Origin of the sequence: Arenibaculum pallidiluteum, from assembly GCF_017355985.1 — a bacterium.
GTDB lineage: Bacteria > Pseudomonadota > Alphaproteobacteria > Azospirillales > Azospirillaceae > Arenibaculum > Arenibaculum pallidiluteum.
The window spans coordinates 111,450-130,386 of the sequence record NZ_JAFIQU010000003.1 but is presented as its reverse complement, the minus strand read 5'-3'; the positions used below and the strand labels follow the sequence as shown (position 1 = coordinate 130,386).

Below are 18,937 nucleotides of genomic sequence, written 5' to 3'. Positions count from 1 at the left end.
AGGTTTCGTCCAATCGGGCGTCCTAATTAGCGTCCCGGGCACGCCGGGCCAAGCCCGGAATGCCCAGACGCCTCCGATACGCGCTCGACGCGCCGCTCAGTAGAGGCCGCCGGTTCCAGTCACCGCCGCCGGCGGCTCGCCCACGGGACGCCCTCCCGCGGGCAGGGCGGCGGCGCCCGTAGGATCCGCCGCGCTTCCGTCCAGGACCAGCATGTCGCCCGGCTGCGGCTCGGTGCCCGGCAGGAAGGATTCCCAGATGGCGCCCTTCTCGCCCGGCGTCGCCAACGCGCCGGTCGCAGGATTGACGCGCACCATGCGGAGCCCCGGCGGCACCCGGAAGGGAATGGCCGGCTTGTCCTTGAGCGCGGCCTCCAGGAACTCCTTGACGATCGGCACCGAGGTCGTCCCGCCGGTCTCCTTGGAGCCCAGCGGGCGCGGCTGATCGAAGCCGACATAGACGCCGACCACGAGGTCAGGCGTCATGCCGATGAACCACGCGTCGACGTTGTCGTTCGATGTTCCGGTCTTGCCGGCCAGCGGGCGGTTCAGCGAGCGCAGCGCCGCGGCGGTTCCGCGCTCGACGACGCCCTGGAGCATCGAGACCACCTGATAGATCGTGCGCGGGTCGCCGACGCGCGGCGTCTCGTCCGGAAGCTCGGGCGGATCGCCGCCGTCCCAGCTTTGGACCTGACAGCCAGTGCAGGCGCGGGCATCGTGCCGGTAGATGGTCCGGCCGGTCCTGTCCTGAACCCGGTCCACCAGCGTCGGGACGATTTTGCGCCCGCCATTGACCAGCGTCGAATAGGCGGTGGCCATGCGCAGCACCGTCGTCTCGCCGGCACCCAGCGAATAGGACAGGAGTTCCGGCATCCGGTCGTAGATGCCGAAATCGACGGCGTATTTGGAGACCTTGTCCATGCCGACGGCCTGCGCCAGACGGACGGTCATCACGTTGCGCGACTTCTCGATGCCCACGCGCAGCGGCGTCGGCCCGTAGAACTCCTCGGAGAAGTTCTGGGGCCGCCACAGCGGCAGGCCCGGCCCCTGGTCCATCACGAAGGGCGCGTCCAGCACCAGGCTCGACGGGGTGTAGCCGTTGTCCAGCGCGGCCAGGTACACGAAGGGCTTGAAGGAGGAGCCTGGCTGGCGCAGGGCCTGGGTCGTGCGGTTGAAGACGCTGATCCGCGGGCTGAAGCCGCCGCTCATGGCCAGCACGCGCCCGGTATGGGGGTCCATCGCGACCATGCCGCCCTGAACCTCCGGGATCTGCCGCAGCCCGTAGGCGGCGGTGCCCTTGGCAGCCACATCGAGCGGCTCCACCAGCACCACGTCGCCGGCCTTCAGCGCATCCGCGGGCTGCCGGATCTCGGGGCCCAGGCGGTTCTCCTCGCCGACACGGCGGGCCCATTTCAGCTCGGCCAGCGGGATCTGGCCGCGCGTTCCGTCCCGGAGCCCGATCGCCGCCGCCTGGGGCGTGGTCTCCAGCACCACAGCGAGCTGCCAGCCCTCGGACCCTGCCGGCGCCTGCGCCTGAGCGAGGCGGCCTTGCCAGTCTCGCGTGTCGGCAAGCTGCGAGACCGGCCCGCGATAGCCGTGCCGCCGGTCGTAGGCCTCGAGCCCGTCGCGCAGCGCGCGGCTGACATTGCCCTGGAGATCGGGATCCACCGTCGTCCGCACGGAAAGACCGCCCTCGTAGAGCCCCTTCTCGCCGAGCCGGCCGACCAGTTCGCGCCGGACCTCCTCGGCGAAATACTCGGCGGTGACCATGTCCGCATCGTCCCGCCTGGTGAAGGCGAGCGGCTCCGCCATGGCGGCGCGCGCCTCGTCCGGCGTGATGTAGCCGTCCTCGAGCATGCGGCCGACGACCCAGTTGCGGCGCGCCACGGCCTGATCGCGGTAGCGATCGCGATGGTAGCGGTCCGGCGCCTTCGGCAGCGCGCCGAGGAAGGCGGCCTCGCCGACCGTCAGCTCGTCCAGGGACTTGTTGAAGTAGTTCAGGGCCGCCGCCGCGACGCCGTAGGACCGGTTCCCGAGATAGATCTCGTTCAGGTACAGCTCGAGAATGCGGTCCTTGCTGAAGGCCTGCTCGATGCGCCATGCGATCAGCGCCTCGCGGATCTTTCGCGCGATCGACACCTCGTTGGTCAGCAGGAAGTTGCGCGCAACCTGCTGCGTGATCGTCGAGGCGCCGATCGGCCGCTCGTCGTTGGCGACCCGCTCCAGGTTCGTGACCATGGCGCGGCCGATCGCGACGAAGTCGACCCCGGGGTGCTTGTAGAAGTTCTGGTCCTCGGCCGAGACGAAGGCGCGCACGACGCGCTGCGGCATGGCATCGATGGGGACGAACACTCGCCTCTCCGATGCGAACTCGGCGAGCAGCCGGCCATCCCCCGCATGGACGCGGGTCACCGTGGGCGGATCGTACTTGGCGAGGTCGTCCAGCTCCGGCAGGCCCTGGCTGTAATGCCAGACGACACCGAGGGCCGCGACGACGACCGCCACGGCGAGGAACGCCAGGGCTGAGAAGAGACCGAGGATGAGGCGCATTTCTAATCCAGCAGGTAAGCTGCCGCGGCACGGGACTGCAAACGCCGCGGCCGCGACTTAGGTCCGCTTCACGAGCGGCTCAGGCCAGGCGCCGCTGCGAAAAATCCGTCGATACCTCGAACGATCGAGCGGGCCAGGCGGATCTGATGCTCCGACTGTGTCAGGAGTTTGGCATCGCGCGGGTTCGAGAGATAGCCCAATTCCACGAGCACCGACGGGACGTCCGGCGCCGTCAGGACACCGAAGCCCGCCGAGCGGTGCGGCCGCGGCAGCAGGCGCACCTGCTTGCCCATCTCGGCGACCAGCAGGTTCGCGAAGCGGCGGGAATGGTTCAGCGTGTCGCGCTGCGCGAGATCGATCAGGATCGTCGCGACCTGGTCGTTCTCCGAGGCGAGATCGATCCCGCCCAACGCATCGGCGCGGTTCTCGCGCGCGGCCAGCATCTCCGCCTCGCGGTCCGACGCCTTGTCCGAAAGCGAATAGACCGACATGCCGCTGACGTCAGACTGTCCGAGTGAGTCGGCGTGCAGCGAGATGAACAGGTCGGCTCCCTTGTCCCGGGCCCGCGACACCCGCTCGCGCAGCCGGATGAAGGAGTCGTCGTCGCGCGTCAGCGCCGCCCGGTAGCGCCCCGTCGCGACGAGCTGGTCGCGTAGCGCGCGGGCGATCTGCAGCGTGATGGTCTTCTCGTAGATGCCGCTGACCGAGATGGCGCCGGGATCCGCCCCGCCATGACCGGGATCGATCACGATCATCGGCTTTGCCCGCGACGCGCGGGGCTTCGGTACGTCCGGCGCGCGCAGCGCCGCGGGCTCCAGCGCGGCGCTCCGCTCCGCCGGCACCGGCGGGATCGCGAGCGGTGGCATTGCCGCCGTCTGCACGGCCGGCGCCGGCCGCGCGACGCCAGGCACAGGGGCTAGGACCGCCGCAGGCTCGGCAGCGGCAGGCTCGGCGGGGGCAGGCGCAGAAGCAGGCTCCGGCTGGGAGCGCGGCGGCGCGGCCGGGGCCGCGGCGGCCACCGCCACCGGCGCGGCCGCCGTGGCGGGCTGCCAGGGCCTGATGCCGGGCTCGACGACCCGGGTCGCGGTCGGCTGGTTCACCTCCTGCGCGAAGACGGCCTGCGACACGGCCTCGATGTCGAGGACGAGGCGCGCCTGCGCGACCTCCCCCGGAGGCAGCACGAAAGCCTGGCGCAGGCGGGCGGGTCCGGAAAGGTCGAAGACGATCCGCGTCGCGCCCGCCACGGGGCTGCCGTGCCGCCAGGCCCTGACGAGGCCCCCGCCCCGCGGCGTGACGCCGGGACGCCAGGCAAGCTCGGGAAGGTCCACGACCACGCGGTAGGGATCGGGCTGCACCTGGGCCTGGAAGGACACCGGAGCCCCGAGGTCAAGCACGACCCGCGTCTTTCCGGGATGCACGCCGAGCCGCAGGTCGAGCGCATCGACAGCGGCGGCGCGGGCATCGCCTGGAAGGGCAGCGGCCGCGATCCACAGGAGAGCCGCAATCAACGGTGCCAGTCGCAGGGCCGGAACTCCCGAAGCGCAGAGATGTTCGCGATGCTATACGCCAAGTGAATCAAGCGCTTCAAGGACAAGGGTGAGATGGTGCGTGATCTTTGCCTCGGCTGTTGCCGCAAGCCCACGGTCCACCCCAATTCGCCGGTTGTACATCTGCCCTGCGCCCGTTTATGGTGAAAGAGCGACAAGCCGTGATCGGCCTCTTCCGACCCCGGTCGGGAAAGGCGGCGTCGCCCCCGGGTCCGCGCCGTCACCGACAGCTTCGGCGGCGCACCGGTGCGGTGGCGCTTCTGGTCAACGGTCCCGAGGCGAAACTCGAAGCCGGTTCCGGCCTTGCCGGTCGGAGCCCGGATGCCCCGCCCTCGCCGTCCCTGGCAGCTCGAAGGATGCGCCGAAGACGGTCCCGCGGGAGGGCTCCGTTGGCTTCGCGACATTCAGTGACGCGCCACCACCCGTCCGTCGCGCGGGGGGCACGCGGCGTCATGAGGTGAACATATGGCCAAGCGTATGCTTGTGGACGCGACCCATCCGGAAGAGATCCGGGTCGCGGTTGTGAGCGGTAACAAGCTCGAAGAACTCGATTTCGAAATCGCCAGCCGAAAGCAGCTCAAAGGCAACATCTATCTCGCGAAGGTGACGCGGGTTGAGCCTTCGCTGCAGGCGGCCTTCGTGGAATACGGCGGGAACCGCCACGGCTTCCTCGCCTTCTCCGAGATCCATCCGGACTATTACCGGATCCCCGTCGCGGACCGTGAGGCCCTGCTGGCGCAGGAGCGCGCGGAGGCCGAGCGCGCCGAACGCGCCTACGCCGCCAGCGAGGAGCGCCGCAGCCGCCGCGGCCGGCGCGGCGAGACCACGGATGCCGAGGGCACGAACGGCGGCGACTACACCGCGTCCGAGACCGGCGCCGCGGACGAAGGCGCGCCGGACTACTCCAGCCGGGATTTCGCCAGCCAGGAGTTCGGGAACCAGGACTTCGAGGGCCGGGACTTCGAGGGCCAGGACTTCGAGAACCGGGACTTCGAGAACCGGGATTTCGGGAACCAGGACCTCTCCGGCCAGGACTATCCCGCCGAGGGAGAGGCGCCGACCGGCGACGACACCCCGCCGGGCTACGCGGAGGCGGGCGCCTTCGCGTCCGAGCCGCCGGGCCGGGAAACGGGCGGCAACGGGGCGGACGACGACGGGCCGAACGGCGACGAACGCGGCGGCGAGGCAATGCCCGCCTCCTACGACATGCCGGAGCGCAGCGAGCCCTGGCAGCCGTCGCGCGACGAGAGCGCCGGCGAGGAGCGCGCCGCTGCCTTCGATGACGGCCAGGCAACCGATAGCCCCGGTTCCGACGAGGCCTCCGCTTCCGCCGACGCCGAGATCCCTGCCCCCTCCTATACCGTCGAGACCGTCGGCGGCTCCGAGAACGGCGTCGTCTCCGCCGGCGCTGCAGACGCCGTCGAGGAGGAGGACGAGGAAGAGGAAGAGGAGGAGCGCCGCCGCCGGCCGCGACCGCTGCGCAGCTACAAGATCCAGGAGGTCATCAAGCGCCGGCAGATCCTGCTGGTGCAGGTCGTCAAGGAGGAGCGTGGCAACAAGGGCGCCGCGCTGACGACCTACCTGTCGCTGCCGGGCCGCTATTGCGTCCTCATGCCCAACACGGGCCGCGGCGGCGGCATCAGCCGGAAGATCACGAACCCGCAGGACCGCAAGCGCCTGAAGGAGATGCTCTCCGACCTGGACATCCCCGACGGGATGGCGGTGATCCTGCGCACGGCGGGAATGGAGCGCTCGAAGCCCGAGATCAAGCGCGACCTCGAATACCTGCTGCGGCTCTGGGACACGATCCGGGACCTGACGCTGCAGTCGACGGCGCCGGCGCTGATCTACGAGGAAGCGAACCTGATCAAGCGGTCGATCCGCGACCTTTACTCCAACGATCTGGACGAGGTCCAGGTCGAGGGCGAGCACGGCTACCGCATGGCCAAGGACTTCATGCGCATGCTGATGCCCAGCCATACCAAGAAGGTCCAGCAGTACCGCGACGAGACGATCCCGCTGTTCTTCCGCTACCAAGTCGAGACGCAGATCGACGCCATCCACAGCCCGGTCGTCCAACTGCGGTCCGGCGGGTACATCGTCATCAACCAGACCGAGGCGCTGGTCGCCATCGACGTGAACTCGGGCCGCTCCACCAAGGAGCGGAACATCGAGGAGACGGCGTTCAAGACGAACCTCGAAGCCGCCGATGAAGTCGCCCGGCAGCTCCGCCTGCGCGATCTGGCCGGCCTGATCGTGATCGACTTCATCGACATGGAGGACGCGCGGAACAACGCCGCCGTCGAGCGCCGCCTGAAGGAGGCGATGAAGACGGACCGGGCGCGCATCCAGCTCGGCCGCATCTCGCCCTTCGGGCTTCTGGAGCTCTCGCGCCAGCGCCTGCGCCCCTCGCTGATCGAGACGAACTTCGAGAAGTGCCCGCACTGCCACGGCACGGGCATGATCCGCTCGCTGGAATCGGCGGCGCTCTACGTGCTGCGCGCCATCGAGGAGGAGGGCATCCGCAAGCGGTCGAGCGAGATCACCGTCAGCGTCGCGACGCGCATCGCCCTCTACATCCTGAACCAGAAGCGCGAGGCGCTGGGGGACATCGAGCGCCGCTACGGCTTCCGGGTCTTCCTGTTCGGCGACGACAGCCTGACCCCGCCCGAGTATCGCCTCGAGCGGATCAAGGCGCGCCCCGTCGGCGAGGACGTCCAGCCGGTCATCAGCACGGAGCGGATCCTGGCCGAGACCGACCGCGCCCTGGAACGCGAGACGGTCGAGGACGAGGCCGACGAGGTCGAGGAGGATGCGGAGACCGAGGCCACCGGCTCGCAGGGCGCACCGGCCCAGGCCGAGGATGGCAACGGCGAGCGCCGTGGCCGCCGCCGCCGCCGTCGGCGCGGCCGGCGTGGCGAGGACCGCGGCGAGTTCCGCACCGAAGCGACCAATGGCCTGCCGGCCGAGCCCGCCGGCGACCAGCAGGACGGCGACGAGCCGGACGGTGAGGAGATCGAGGCCGCAGAGGACGCCGTGGCTGCGGAAGGTGATGCCGCCGGCCGCGATCAGGCCTTCGAAGAGGACGAGAACGGCCGCAAGCGCCGCCGTCGCGGCAAGCGCGGCGGCCGGCGCAGGCGCAACCGCGGGGAGTTCGAGGGTCAGGAGGAGGGAGCGGCCTTCTCTGGCGACGACGTCGGCGTTGGTGAGGGCGACGACGCCGGGGAGGCGGCCGAAGCCCCCGCCTCCGTGGCCGCTTCGGCTCCGCCCCCGCCCCCTGCCCCTGTCCCGGCACCCGCGCCGGTTCACGACGATCTCGGCGACGTCTTCGCCGACCTCTACCCGCCGGCTGAGGAAACCGCGGTCCCCGCCGCCGAAGCTGCGGTCCCGGCAGACCCCGTGCTCGGCGTGCCCGAGCCCGCCTCCGCCGCCGAGCCCGTCGCCGAAGAGGAACCTGCCAAGCCCAAGCGTCGTGCGCCCGCGCGCCGCAAGAAGGCCGAAGCCGCAGCGGATGCAGGGGCACCCGCCGTGAGCGAGGCGGCACCGCCGGCGCCCGAGCCTGCCCCGGCCGCCGAGGCAGCCGCCGCAGCCGCGGAGGCAGCCCCGGCCAAGCCGAAGCGCCGCGCTCCCGCGCGCCGCAAGAAGGCCGATGGCACCCCGGACGCGCCTGCCGCGGATGCGACCGACGCCGCGGTCGGAGCCAACGCGCCCGTCGCGTCTGAAGCTTCGCTGGCGCCCGCAGCGCCGCCGGCGGCCGAGCCGGCGCCCGCTGCCGAGGCTTCTTCCGCAGAAGTCGTGACCCCTCCGGCCCCTCCGGCCCCTCCGACCCAGCCGGAACCGCCGGCCGCGGCCGAGCCGCCCGCGGAGCAGCCCGCGCCTCCCTACGAGGTGATCCAGGATGCCCCGCGGCCCGAGCGCGCGAAGAAGGGCTGGTGGAACAAGCTGCTGGGCTGAGGCCCGGCAGCCCTCCAACGGAAAACGCCCTCGCGCGGGAAGCCGCGGGAGGGCGTTTTCATTTTAGGCCGGCACCGACGCAAGCGCCACCGTCGGCTCCGACGTCTTCAGCGGCGCCAGGCCCGGAGCCGCCGCGCGGCCTCGGCGATGGTCTCGGTGGCGCCGGCGAAGGAGAAGCGCATGTACCGGCGCCCGCGCGCGGTGTCGAAATCGATCCCGGGCGTCGCGGCGATGCCGGTCTCCGCCAGGATCCGCTTGGCCATCGCCTCGCTGTCGTCGGTCAGAGCAGAGACGTCGGCATAGACGTAGAAGGCGCCGTCCGCCGGGGCGAGATCGGTGAACCCGGCCTTCGGCAGCTCCTCCAGCAGGATCTCGCGGTTGCGCGCGTAGCGGCGGACATGCCCGTCCAGCTCCTCGGTGCAGCCAAAGGCCGCGACGGCTGCGTACTGCGAGATCGCCGGAGGCGAGATGAAGAGGTTCTGGGCGAGGCATTCGACCGACCGTGACAGCTCGTCGGGCACCACCATCCAGCCCAGGCGCCATCCCGTCATCGAGAAGTACTTGGAGAAGCTGTTGACCACCAGCACCTGCTCGGTGATCTCCAGCGCCGTCGTCTCCCGGACCTCGCCGAAGGTGATGCCGTGGTAGATCTCGTCCGAGACCACGCGCACGCCCTTGGCCGCGCACCACCGCGAGAGCCGCTCCAGGGACGCGCGGTCCAACATGGTTCCGGCGGGGTTCGACGGGCTGGCGAGGATCAGGCCGGCGGGAGGAGCCGGCAGGGCCTCCAGCATCTCGACGGTGGGCTGGAAGCGCGTCTCGGGCCCGGCCGGCAGCTCCAGCGGCACCACGTCGATGGCGTGCAGGATGTTGCGATAGGCGGGATAGCTCGGCGCCGCCATGGCGACCACGTCGCCGGGATCGAAGGCGGCCAGGAAGCCCAGCAGGAACGCGCCCGAGGAGCCCGTGGTGACGACCACGCGGCGCTCGGGCACGTCGATCCCGTGGCGGTCGCGGTACCAGCGCGAGATCGCCGCGCGCAGGGGCGGAATTCCGAGCGCGTCCGTATAGCCCAGCGTATGGCCGTCGAGCGCCCTGTGCGCGGCCTCGCGCACCAGCGCGGGCGCGCCGGTCGAGGGCTGCCCGACCTCCAGGTGCAGGACCTCGGCGCCCGTCGCTTCCCGCTCGGCCGCCGCGCGCATGACTTCCATCACGAAGAAGGGCGGGACGGCGCCCCGCTTAGCGATCTTCAAGGGTTCCAAGCCCAGGCCTCCAACGCCGCGTGTCGCGGGGAGGCAACAGCCTCCCCTCCAGCGCTGGAGACCTTATTGGGCCCGCCGCCGATCGGCAACGCCTCGACGATGCGCGCGGCGCCGGGCGGATCCCTCAGGGGCCGGCTGCCGCCCCGCCTTCGCGGATCGCGCCGGGGCCCGACGCGTCGATCTCCGCCAGAGGCAGATACGTCGTCATGGAGCCATCGGGAAAGCGCACGTCGTACAGCGTGTCGTCGGCATGGGTCCGAGCCACGACCATCCCTTCCCTGCCCTTGACCAGGACACGGGCACCGAGCTTCAGCATCACCTTGTCACCCTTGGATCGACCGCCGTTGCGGCACGCACCAAGATTGCCGCGGATCCACGAACGTTTAGTTAAAGGCGGCGCATGGGCCGGCGATAATCCCGCCGGCCCATGCGCCGCGTCCGTGCCTGGGTCTTGTCAGTCCGCCGTCAGGGCAAGCCCGAAGGCGCGCGGATCGGTGGCGGCACGGCAGCTCCGGCCGCCGTCCTCGCGGACCTTGCAGTCGACGATGTTGGCGCGCCCGATCGTCGGCACCTGCCTGGCGGCGGGGCCGAGCGAGGCCGCGACGGGCTGCGGCACGCCGCGTTCGACCAGCGCGCCACCGCCGGCGGCCGGCGCGATCCGTGCCACCGCCACCGCTTCGCGGGCGCTGGCGTCGCGGTCGAGCGCGGCCGTGGCGGTTGCGAGCAGCGCGGCATAGGGGGCGGCGGGCCCCTCGTCCGGCAGGCCGATCGTGCCGACCGCGAGGAGGCGGCCACGCTCGATATTCCGGTTGGCCACGACGAGCGGGCCGGCGATGCCGGCTCCGGCGGCCGGGGCCGCCAGCATCAGCCCCGTGCCGGGCACCATGCGTCCGGTGCCGAACGGCCCGCCCATGCTGAAGCCGCAGGCGACCGACATGCCCTGCCCGTCGAAGACCACGAGGCTCGCCGTGGGCGGCGTCGCGGCCGGAAGGGCCCCCAGCGCCTGAAGCCCCGCAAGGGCGCCGGCCCCAGGCGCGGCCATGGCGGCTTGCCACGCCGCGGCGGCGGGCTGCCCCTCGGGCAGGTCGGGGAAGACCAGCGTCTCGTTTCCGGACCGGACGTCGCGGGTGCCGCGCCAGGTGGCCTGATAGCCGCGCATTGCCTGCAGCGGAATACCGGCCGCCTCGGCCACGCGCGCGCCCAGGGGACCGTTGTAGAAGCTTGCCGAACCCGACTGGCGGACCTGCGAGAGCAGCGCCGCCAGGTCCGCCTGGGCGAGCGGCTCGGACTCGTCGGGGGGATGGCCCAGCGGCTGGACGAAGACGCGCCGCGCCTCCGCATCCGCCGTCAGCACGGGCTCGAAGTCGCCGAAATCCAGGGCGGCGGCGCGGCTGACCGCGCGGTTGCTACGGGCCAGCACCTCGGCCGGCGCCGCGACCTGCGCCCAGCGCAGGGTCCCGTGCCCGGCCTGCAGCGCATCAAGCCCGCGCAGGAGCCCGGGAACCGCGGCCGTGGCTCCCGGCCCGGCAGCGCGCGGCAGGAAGTCCAGCGTGCGCACCGTCTTGCGCGCGGGGTCATGGACGACGCAGACGCCGCCCCCGCCCACCCCGACGCGCGCCGGCAGCGTGGCCGCCATCGCGAGGCCCATGGCTGCGGCGGCATCCGCCGCCGAGCCGCCCGCAGCCAGGGTCTCGCGCCCCACCAGCACCGCCCGCGGCTCGTCCGCGGCGACGCTCGTCGCGAGGTAGCGGGGGTCGGCCGATTCGCGGCTGAACACCGCACATGCCGAAAGCGTGAGCGTCGTGATCGCAATTGCGCCACAGCGTCGCCAGATTCCGGTATAGGCTTGACCATCGGGCCGCGGAGCGAGCAATCGATCCGGGCGCCGCCGAGAGGACATGGATTTGCGCAAGGTCTTCAGATCTGTCGTGGCAGGCGGCATGGCGGCCGTCTTCCTGGTGATGGGTGCGATCGCGCCGGCGGAGGCCCAGCAACAGCGGCAGCTGCAGTTCATCCGCGACGCGGAGATCGAACACACCATCCGGGTCTATGCGCAACCCCTTTTCGAGGCTGCGGCGATCGATCCGGATTCGGTCGAGATCGCCATCGTCAAGGACCAGACGCTGAACGCCTTCGTCGCGGGCGGCATGAACCTGTTCCTGCACACGGGCCTGCTGCTTGAGGCGGAGGACCCCGGCGAACTCATCGGCGTCATCGCGCACGAAATCGGCCACATCGCCGGCGGGCACCTGGTCCGCTCGCGCGAGGCGATGGAGGGCGCGTCGGCCCAGGCGATCCTGGCCATGCTGCTGGGCGTCGGCGCGGCGCTGGCGAGCGGCGAGTCCGGTGCGGGGGCCGCGGTGATGACCGGCGGCACCGAGATGGCGCGCCGGTCCCTGCTGGCCTTCTCGCGCTCGCAGGAATCGGCGGCGGACCAGGCGGGGCTGAGCTATCTCGAGCAGGCGGGGTTCTCCGCGCGCGGCCTGGAGAAGTTCCTGGAGAAGCTCGCGAGCCAGGAGCTGCTCCCGGCGGGGCAGCAGTCCGAATTCGTTCAGACCCACCCGCTGACCCGCACGCGCATCGACGCCGTGAAGGCCGCGGTGGCGCGCTCGCGCGTCTCGGAGAAGCCCTATCCGCGCCAGTTCCAGGACATGCACGAGCGCATGCGCGCGAAGCTCGTGGGCTTCATCAACCCGGTCCTCGCGCTGCAGCGCTACAGCGCCGACGACCCCGGTATTCCCGCCCGCTACGCCCGGGCGATCGCGCTCTACCAGCGCGGCGACCTGAAGACCGCGCTGCCGATCATCGACGGGCTGATCAAGGAGGAACCCCAGAACCCGTTCTTCCAGGAGCTCAAGGGCCAGGTCCTGCTGGAGAACGGCCGGGTGCGCGAATCGCTGGCGCCGTACCGCCGGTCCGTCGAGCTGCTGCCGGAATCGGCGCTGCTGCGCTCCGCGCTGGCCCACGCGCTGATCGAGACCAACGACGACTCCCTGCTGGAAGAGGCCGTGCGCAACCTGAACGAGGCCGCCATCAAGGAGCGGCGCTCGCCCTTCACGTGGCGCATGCTGGCGACCGCCTACGGTCGCCGCGGCAACGAGGGGATGCTCGCCTACGCCATGGCCGAGGAGGCGATCGCCCGCGGCGACCGCCCCAAGGCGCGCTTCCATGCCGAGCGGGCCGAGAAGCTGCTGCCCGCCGGCTCGCCGGGCTGGATCCGGGCACAGGACATCCGGACCGCCGCCGCCAAGACCGAGCCCTGACCTCCCGGAGATCCCCATGCCCCGCCTTCCGATCCGCGCCGCTGCGTTGATGGCCCTCGCCTGCGCAGCCTTCGCCCCCCTGCCGGCGGCAGCGCAACAGCCGACTACCCCGGAGCAGAAGGCGGCGATCGAACAGATCGTCCGCGAATACCTGATCCGGAACCCCGAGGTGATCGTGGAGGCCATGCAGGCGCTGGAGCTGCGCGAGCAGAAGGCCCGGCTGGAGGCCCAGCGTCTCGGGCTGGTCGAGCACCGCAAGGAGATCTTCGAGGATCCCGAGGCGCCGGTGCTGGGCAACCCCCAGGGCGACGTCACCCTGGTCGAGTTCTTCGACTACCAGTGCGGCTACTGCAAGTCGGTCTTCCCGGACCTGCAGCGGCTGATCAAGGCAGACGGCAAGGTCAAGGTCGTGCTGAAGGAGCTGCCGATCCTCGGCCCCGCCTCGGTGACCGCGGCAAAGGCTTCGCTGGCCGCCCGGTTGCAGGGCAAGTACGTTCCCTTCCACGTGGCGCTGATGGAGCTGCGCGGCCAGCTGGACGACGCCAAGATCTTCCGGGCGGCGGAGGCTGTCGGCCTGGACGTGGAGCGCCTGAAGAGGGACATGGAGGAGCCCACGATCGCGGCCCATCTGACGCGCAACATCCAGCTCGCCGACGCGCTCCAGATCAACGGCACGCCCGCCTTCATCGCAGGCGACCGGCTCATCCCAGGCGCCGTTCCCCTCGACCGGCTCCTGGAGCTCGTGCGCGCCCAGCGCGCGGGCTGACGCGCCCCCGGCGGGTACTGGCGGCGGCGGGGCAGCGATGCCCCGCCGCGGGGTCATTCGGCGTCCGCCTGCCGCTCCGGCGCCGCATCGGCGAAGGCCGGTAAGGCGCGGCAGGTCTCGACGATCCTCCGGATGGTCGGGAAGGCCGCCAGGTCCATATCGAACCGCTCGGCATTGTAGGCCTGCGGGACCAGGACCACGTCGGCGAGGCTCGGCGCATCGCCGTGGCAAAACCGGCCCGTGCGGCCGTCGCCGACGAGCATCGTCTCGATCGCCTCGAACCCCGTGCGCACCCAGTGGCGGTACCATTCGTTCTTCTTCTCGTCGGGGACGCCGAGCGGCCCCACGAGGTATTTGAGGACCCGCAGGTTGTTCAGCGGGTGGATATCGCAGGCGACGGCCAGGGCCAGCGCCCGGATCCGCGCGCGGTCGGCGGCCGTTCCGGGCAGAAGCGGCGGCTCGGGATGGGTCTCGTCGAGATATTCGACGATCGCCAGCGACTGGGTCAGAGCCGCGTCGTCCAGCAGCGCCGGGACGAGTCCCTGGGGATTGACGGCGGTGAATGCGGGGGCGCGTTGCTCGCCCTTGCGCAGGTGCACGAAGCGCCGCTCGGCGGCGAGCCCCTTCAGGTTCAGCGCGATGCGGACCCGGTATGCCGCGGAGGAGCGGAAATAATCGTAGAGCATCATGGCCGGCGAGTCCTTTCACCGAGGCTGCTGGGTCGGCCATCATGAGCGCTGGCACCTCCCGGGCCAAGCCCCGGAAGTCGACCCGACACGTACGCTTGGGGCGGCTTCCGGCCGAATGCGATCCGCCAATGGAACCGTCGGCCGGCTGCCTTCGGCGCGCGGATCGGACGGCCGGGTGCTGCAGCCGTGACGTGCGCGCGACTTTCGGGCACGAATCATTGCCCTGGGTAACTCGCGTGCTATAAACCGCGCTGCGCGTCCTGAACCGGAAAGCCGAAGTCGTGGCCATCGAGCCCTCAGTCCTGATCCTGAACGGTCCGAACCTGAACATGCTCGGGGTGCGTGAACCGTCGATCTACGGCTCCGAGACCCTGGACGACGTCGAGGCGCTGTGCCAGGAGCGGGCGGAAGCGCTCGGCCTGTCCGTCGATTTCCGGCAGTCCAACCACGAGGGCGAGTTGGTCTCCTGGATCCAGCAGGCCCGCACGGACCATGACGCGATCATCATCAATGCCGGCGCGTACACCCACACCTCGGTTGCCATCCTCGACGCGCTGACCCTGGCCGAGCTGCCGGTGGTCGAGGTCCACCTCTCGAACATCTACCGGCGGGAAGCCTTCCGGCACCATTCCTACATCTCGGCTGTCGCCAAGGGCGTCATCTGCGGGTTCGGGTCCCAGGGCTATCTGATGGCGCTCGACGCGATCGCGCGGCTGGTCGAGACCGAGTACACGAGCGACAGGAACTGAAAATGGCGAATTTCGACATCGACGGGGACCTCGTCCGCAAGCTCGCGGGTCTCCTCGAGGAGACCGGGCTGACGGAGATCGAGTTCGCCGAGGGCGAGAAGCGGATCCGCGTCACCCGTGGCGGCGGACAGACGCTCGTCGCGGCCGCGCCCATGCATGCGCCGCCCCCGCCCGCCGCGGCCCCCGCGCCGGCCGCATCGGTCCCGGTCTCGCTGGCCGGACATCCGGGCGCAGTGACCTCGCCCATGGTGGGAACGGCCTATGTGGCGGCGGAGCCCGGCGGCTCGCCCTTCGTGAAGGTCGGCGACACGGTGAAGGCCGGGCAGACCCTGATTATCATCGAGGCGATGAAGGTCATGAACCCGATCAAGGCACCGAAGGGTGGCACTGTCACTCAGGTCCTGATCTCGGACGCACAGCCGGTCGAGTTCGGCGAAGTCCTCATGATCATCGAGTGACGGGACGAAGGCGTTGTTCGAAAAGGTCCTGATCGCGAACCGCGGCGAAATCGCCCTCCGAATCCATCGCGCCTGCCGCGAGATGGGCATTCATACGGTTGCCGTCCATTCGACGGCCGATGCCGATGCGATGCATGTCCGCCTGGCCGACGAATCCGTGTGCATCGGCCCGCCCTCGGCGCGGGATTCCTACCTGAACATACCCGCGATCCTGTCGGCGGCGACGATCACCGGGGCCGACGCGATCCATCCCGGCATCGGCTTCATGGCCGAGAACGCCCAGTTCGCCGAGATGGTCGAGGAGCACGGCTTCACCTTCATCGGACCGACGCCCGAGCACATCCGCATCATGGGCGACAAGGTCACGGCCAAGCGCACGGTGCAGTCCCTGGGCATGCCCTGCGTGCCGGGGTCGGACGGCCCCCTCGACACCGTCGAGGATGCGCTGGCGACGGCCAAGCGCATCGGCTACCCCGTGCTGATCAAGGCGGCGGCCGGCGGCGGCGGCAAGGGCATGAAGGTTGCTCTCGGCCCCGAGCAGCTGCGGGAGGCCTACCAGCTCGCCCGCGGCGAGGCGCGCGGGGCCTTCGGCAACGACCAGGTCTACATGGAGAAGTACCTGGCGAAGCCGCGCCACATCGAGATCCAGGTGCTGGCCGACACCCACGGCAATGCCGTGCATTTCGGCGAGCGCGACTGCTCGGTCCAGCGTCGGCACCAGAAGGTCGTCGAGGAAGGCCCCTCGCCCGCCCTGAACGCCGAGCAGCGCGCCCATATCGGCGGCATCGCGGCCAATGTGGTGCGCGAGCTCGGCTATCGCGGCGTCGGCACCATCGAGTTCCTGTTCGAGGACGGGCAGTTCTATTTCATCGAGATGAACACCCGCCTGCAGGTCGAGCACACGGTGACCGAGATGATCACCGGCATCGACCTCGTCCGCGAGCAGATCCGCGTCGCCGCCGGCGCGCCACTGGGGTACGGCCAGGATGCGATCCGCTTCCAGGGCCATTCCATTGAGTGCCGGATCAATGCCGAGCATCCCGACACCTTCATGCCCTCGCCCGGCAGGATCGACGGCTACCATGCGCCCGGCGGGCTCGGCGTGCGCGTCGACAGCGCGCTCTACGACGGCTACCGCATCCCGCCGCACTACGACAGCCTGATCGCCAAGCTGGTCGTGCACGGCGCCAGCCGCAACGAATGCCTGATGCGCCTGCGCCGCGCGCTGGAGGAGTTCGTGATCGGCGGCGTCGAGACCAGCCTGCCGCTGCACCGGCGCATCATCTCGGAGCCGGACTTCATCAACGGCAGCTACGACATCCACTGGCTCGAGCATCTGCTCGGCCTAAAGGGCTGAGGAGAAGCCCCGGCACCGGCCGGGGCTCCCCCGCCCCCCGGCCGGGCTCAACGCGCCGCGTAGCGCCGCATCCACTCGGCCTCGATCCGCTCCATCCAGGTGGGATGCGGCTCTGGCAGGGGCATTCCGAGCTCCTCCTCCGACAGGGTGGCCGGCCCCTGCCGAATCGCATCGAAGCGCGCCCGGTCGGCCGCCGGCAGCCTGTCCACCGCCAGCACCGTCATGTCGCCCCAGTGGGCGGGATCCGCCTTGCGGGCCTGAGCCTCCGGCGAGAGCAGGAAGTCGGCGACCACCATGGCGCCGTCCAGCGCGGACGCGTTGAACGGGATCGCCACAAAATGGGTGTTGCCGATGGTGCCGCCCTCCAGCACGAAGGTGCGCACGCTTTCCGGCAGCAGGCCCGAGGCGATGTCGCGGGACGCCTCGCCCGGGTGGAAGCTCAGGGCCATCGCGACCTCGCCGTCCGCCAGGAGCTGCTTCAGGGCCGGACCGCTCGCGGGGAATTCGCGCCCGCCGCGCCAGAGATGCGGATGCAGCGCGTCCATGTAGGCCCAGAGGGGTGCGGTCACGCTTTCGAAGTCGGCATCCTCGACGGGACGGTGCAGCCGCCTGGCATCGGGAACCGTCCCCAGCGCCACCTGCTTCAGGAAGGTGCTGCCGAGGAAATCGGGCGGCTGCGGGTATGTGAACCGGCCGGGATGCGACTGGACCCAGTCGGCAAGGGCCGCCAGTGAGCGCGGAGGCGTAGGCGTCGCGTCCGTGTCGACCATGAAGACGAACTGCGCCATGCCCCACGGGCTCTCGTAACCGTCCACCGGGATCGTGAAGTCGAGCTGCGTCGTGGGCTTTCCCTCCCAGTCGACCAGCGCCTGGTTGGGAAGCCGATCGACGAAGGGGCCGGCGAGCAGCCCGTTCTGCCTCATGGCGGCGAAGTTCTCGCCGTTGATCCAGACGAGATCCACGGAGCCGCCTTCGATGCGGCCCGCCTGCTTCTCCGCAAGCACGCGCGAGACCACCTCCGCCGTGTCGGCGACCTTCACGTGGCGCAGCGCGATGCCGAAGCGCTGGCCGACCGTCTCGGCCACCCAGGCGATGTACTCGTTGATCCGCGGGTCGCCGGCCCAGGCGTTCCAATGCACCGTCTGACCGCGCGCCCGCGCGGTGACCTCATCCCACCCCGCCGCCTGGACGGGCCCCGCCACGGCAAGGGCGAACAGGAACGGAACCAGGCGGCGCATCGGCTTCTCCTCGGAAATCAGGGCTGCGGGGCAAGCAGTTCGGTCAGGGCGTGGCGGCCCAGCCAGTCGTCCCGGATGCGGGAGATCACGGCCGGCTCCAGATAGTGCCCGACACGCTCGGCGACATGCGCGACCAGCGCGGGATCGCTGAGCGACGCCGACCAGTCCTCGGCATCGGCCCCGTCGCGCCGCGGCGGGCGCGCGGCGAGGACGCGCCACTTGGCGCACCAGGTCACCGACCACAGCCACATGATCCGGCGAAGGGGCAGCAGCCACTGCCGCTGCGCGGCGGCGAGCGCATCCGGCAGCGCGTCCAGCCAGGCCGCATAGGCCGCGGCCACCTGCTCCGGCTCCAACACGGCGGCGGTCGCCACGTCCCAGGTCGTCGAGGTGTAGAGCGTCGCATGGGCGAGATCGAAGCCGGCAGCCCCGTACCGGGCCTTCTCCAGGTCGACCAGCACCGCCCGCCCGGCGGGCTCGACGAGGAAGTTCCCGGGATGGGCGTCGAAGGAGATCAGCGTGACGGGCGGGCGCTCTGTCCGCGCGGCGAAGGACTCGGCCCAGCAGAGCTCCTCGGCAACGGCATTCATCGCCGCCGGCGCCAAGCCGGCCGCCGCGAGATGCCGGGCCTGCGCGCGCACCTCGGCCAGCGTGTCGGCAACGGGATCGGCGGGATCGCGCAGCGGCGGTCGGGCTTCCGGCGGCGGCACCGGCACGGCGTGGATCGCGGCCAGGGCCGTGGCGATCGCCGAGAGTTCGTCGGGCAGCCGCGGCGGGCGTCCCGAGATCGCCTCGACCACGAGCGCTCCGAGGGGCAGGCCCTCGCCGGGCTCCAGCACCGCCGCGAGTACCGGGACGTGGCCCGACGGGCCGGCGCGGCGGAAGCACGCCGCTTGGTAGGCAAGGTTGTCGGCGGCTCCGAATGCCATCTGGCTCTGCTTGGGAACGCGCAGCAGAAGCCCGGTCCCCTCGAGGCGCAGATGCACATGCGCCAGCCCCGTGTCCGGCATCGACACGGGCCGTACGCCGCCGAGGCCGGGAAGCCCGTCGAGCCGGCGCGCCACGGCATCGATGTCCAGGATGGTCATGGCCCATTGATGCCGTATT

14 protein-coding genes are annotated in these 18,937 nt (G+C 70.9%); 6 read left to right on the top strand and 8 right to left on the bottom strand.

Annotated elements, in window-relative coordinates; all coding sequences use genetic code 11:
* Positions 1 to 96: 96 nt before the first annotated feature.
* Entirely contained in the window at positions 97 to 2,547 is a 2,451-nt protein-coding gene (locus JUB13_RS07765) for a penicillin-binding protein 1A (RefSeq protein ID WP_207478233.1), read from the bottom strand.
* A 68-nt stretch (positions 2,548 to 2,615) separates the two neighbouring features.
* A complete protein-coding gene (locus tag JUB13_RS07760) occupies positions 2,616 to 4,055 on the bottom strand; it encodes an N-acetylmuramoyl-L-alanine amidase (protein ID WP_207478232.1) in 1,440 nt (479 codons plus the stop codon).
* Between the two features lie 504 nt (positions 4,056 to 4,559).
* Between JUB13_RS07760 and JUB13_RS07750 the strand changes: the two genes are divergently transcribed.
* The gene (locus JUB13_RS07750) at positions 4,560 to 8,048 is read left to right on the top strand and encodes an Rne/Rng family ribonuclease (protein WP_236024815.1); all 3,489 of its coding nucleotides are present in this window, start codon (positions 4,560 to 4,562) and stop codon (positions 8,046 to 8,048) included.
* 107 nt (positions 8,049 to 8,155) lie between these two features.
* On the opposite strand, the gene JUB13_RS07745 is transcribed toward JUB13_RS07750, so the two are convergent.
* From JUB13_RS07745 to JUB13_RS07735, 3 genes are all read right to left on the bottom strand, one after another.
* Positions 8,156 to 9,259, bottom strand: a complete 1,104-nt coding sequence (locus JUB13_RS07745) for a pyridoxal phosphate-dependent aminotransferase (RefSeq protein ID WP_207478645.1) — start codon at positions 9,257 to 9,259, stop codon at positions 8,156 to 8,158.
* 175 nt (positions 9,260 to 9,434) lie between these two features.
* Positions 9,435 to 9,626, bottom strand: a complete 192-nt coding sequence (locus JUB13_RS07740) for a hypothetical protein (RefSeq protein WP_207478231.1) — start codon at positions 9,624 to 9,626, stop codon at positions 9,435 to 9,437.
* Between the two features lie 138 nt (positions 9,627 to 9,764).
* Entirely contained in the window at positions 9,765 to 11,087 is a 1,323-nt protein-coding gene (locus JUB13_RS07735; protein ID WP_207478230.1) for a gamma-glutamyltransferase, read from the bottom strand.
* A 121-nt stretch (positions 11,088 to 11,208) separates the two neighbouring features.
* Between JUB13_RS07735 and JUB13_RS07730 the strand changes: the two genes are divergently transcribed.
* Both JUB13_RS07730 and JUB13_RS07725 read left to right on the top strand, forming a co-directional pair.
* On the top strand, positions 11,209 to 12,573 hold the full coding sequence (locus JUB13_RS07730) for a M48 family metalloprotease (RefSeq protein WP_236024814.1): 1,365 nt from the start codon (positions 11,209 to 11,211) through the stop codon (positions 12,571 to 12,573).
* Between the two features lie 16 nt (positions 12,574 to 12,589).
* The gene (locus tag JUB13_RS07725; protein WP_207478229.1) at positions 12,590 to 13,339 is read left to right on the top strand and encodes a DsbA family protein; all 750 of its coding nucleotides are present in this window, start codon (positions 12,590 to 12,592) and stop codon (positions 13,337 to 13,339) included.
* Between the two features lie 53 nt (positions 13,340 to 13,392).
* On the opposite strand, the gene maiA is transcribed toward JUB13_RS07725, so the two are convergent.
* Complete coding sequence (gene maiA / locus JUB13_RS07720) at positions 13,393 to 14,028, bottom strand: maleylacetoacetate isomerase (protein ID WP_207478228.1); 636 nt, start codon at positions 14,026 to 14,028, stop codon at positions 13,393 to 13,395.
* 281 nt (positions 14,029 to 14,309) lie between these two features.
* Between maiA and aroQ the strand changes: the two genes are divergently transcribed.
* Genes aroQ through accC form a run of 3 tightly spaced genes read left to right on the top strand, consistent with a single transcriptional unit; the run spans position 14,310 to position 16,592 of the window.
* Positions 14,310 to 14,777, top strand: coding sequence for a type II 3-dehydroquinate dehydratase (aroQ, locus tag JUB13_RS07715; protein ID WP_207478227.1), 468 nt, complete (start codon positions 14,310 to 14,312; stop codon positions 14,775 to 14,777).
* Between the two features lie 2 nt (positions 14,778 to 14,779).
* On the top strand, positions 14,780 to 15,235 hold the full coding sequence (gene accB / locus JUB13_RS07710) for an acetyl-CoA carboxylase biotin carboxyl carrier protein (RefSeq protein ID WP_207478226.1): 456 nt from the start codon (positions 14,780 to 14,782) through the stop codon (positions 15,233 to 15,235).
* Between the two features lie 13 nt (positions 15,236 to 15,248).
* Positions 15,249 to 16,592 carry an acetyl-CoA carboxylase biotin carboxylase subunit gene (gene accC, locus JUB13_RS07705; protein WP_207478225.1) on the top strand — a complete coding sequence of 448 codons (1,344 nt, stop codon included), beginning with the start codon at positions 15,249 to 15,251 and terminating at the stop codon, positions 16,590 to 16,592.
* A gap of 47 nt (positions 16,593 to 16,639) precedes the next feature.
* Here accC and JUB13_RS07700 read toward each other — a convergent pair whose 3' ends face one another.
* Both JUB13_RS07700 and JUB13_RS07695 read right to left on the bottom strand, forming a co-directional pair.
* Positions 16,640 to 17,830 carry an ABC transporter substrate-binding protein gene (locus tag JUB13_RS07700; protein ID WP_207478224.1) on the bottom strand — a complete coding sequence of 397 codons (1,191 nt, stop codon included), beginning with the start codon at positions 17,828 to 17,830 and terminating at the stop codon, positions 16,640 to 16,642.
* 17 nt (positions 17,831 to 17,847) lie between these two features.
* Entirely contained in the window at positions 17,848 to 18,918 is a 1,071-nt protein-coding gene (locus tag JUB13_RS07695) for a phosphotransferase family protein (RefSeq protein WP_207478223.1), read from the bottom strand.
* Between the last annotated feature and the right edge of the window lie 19 nt (positions 18,919 to 18,937).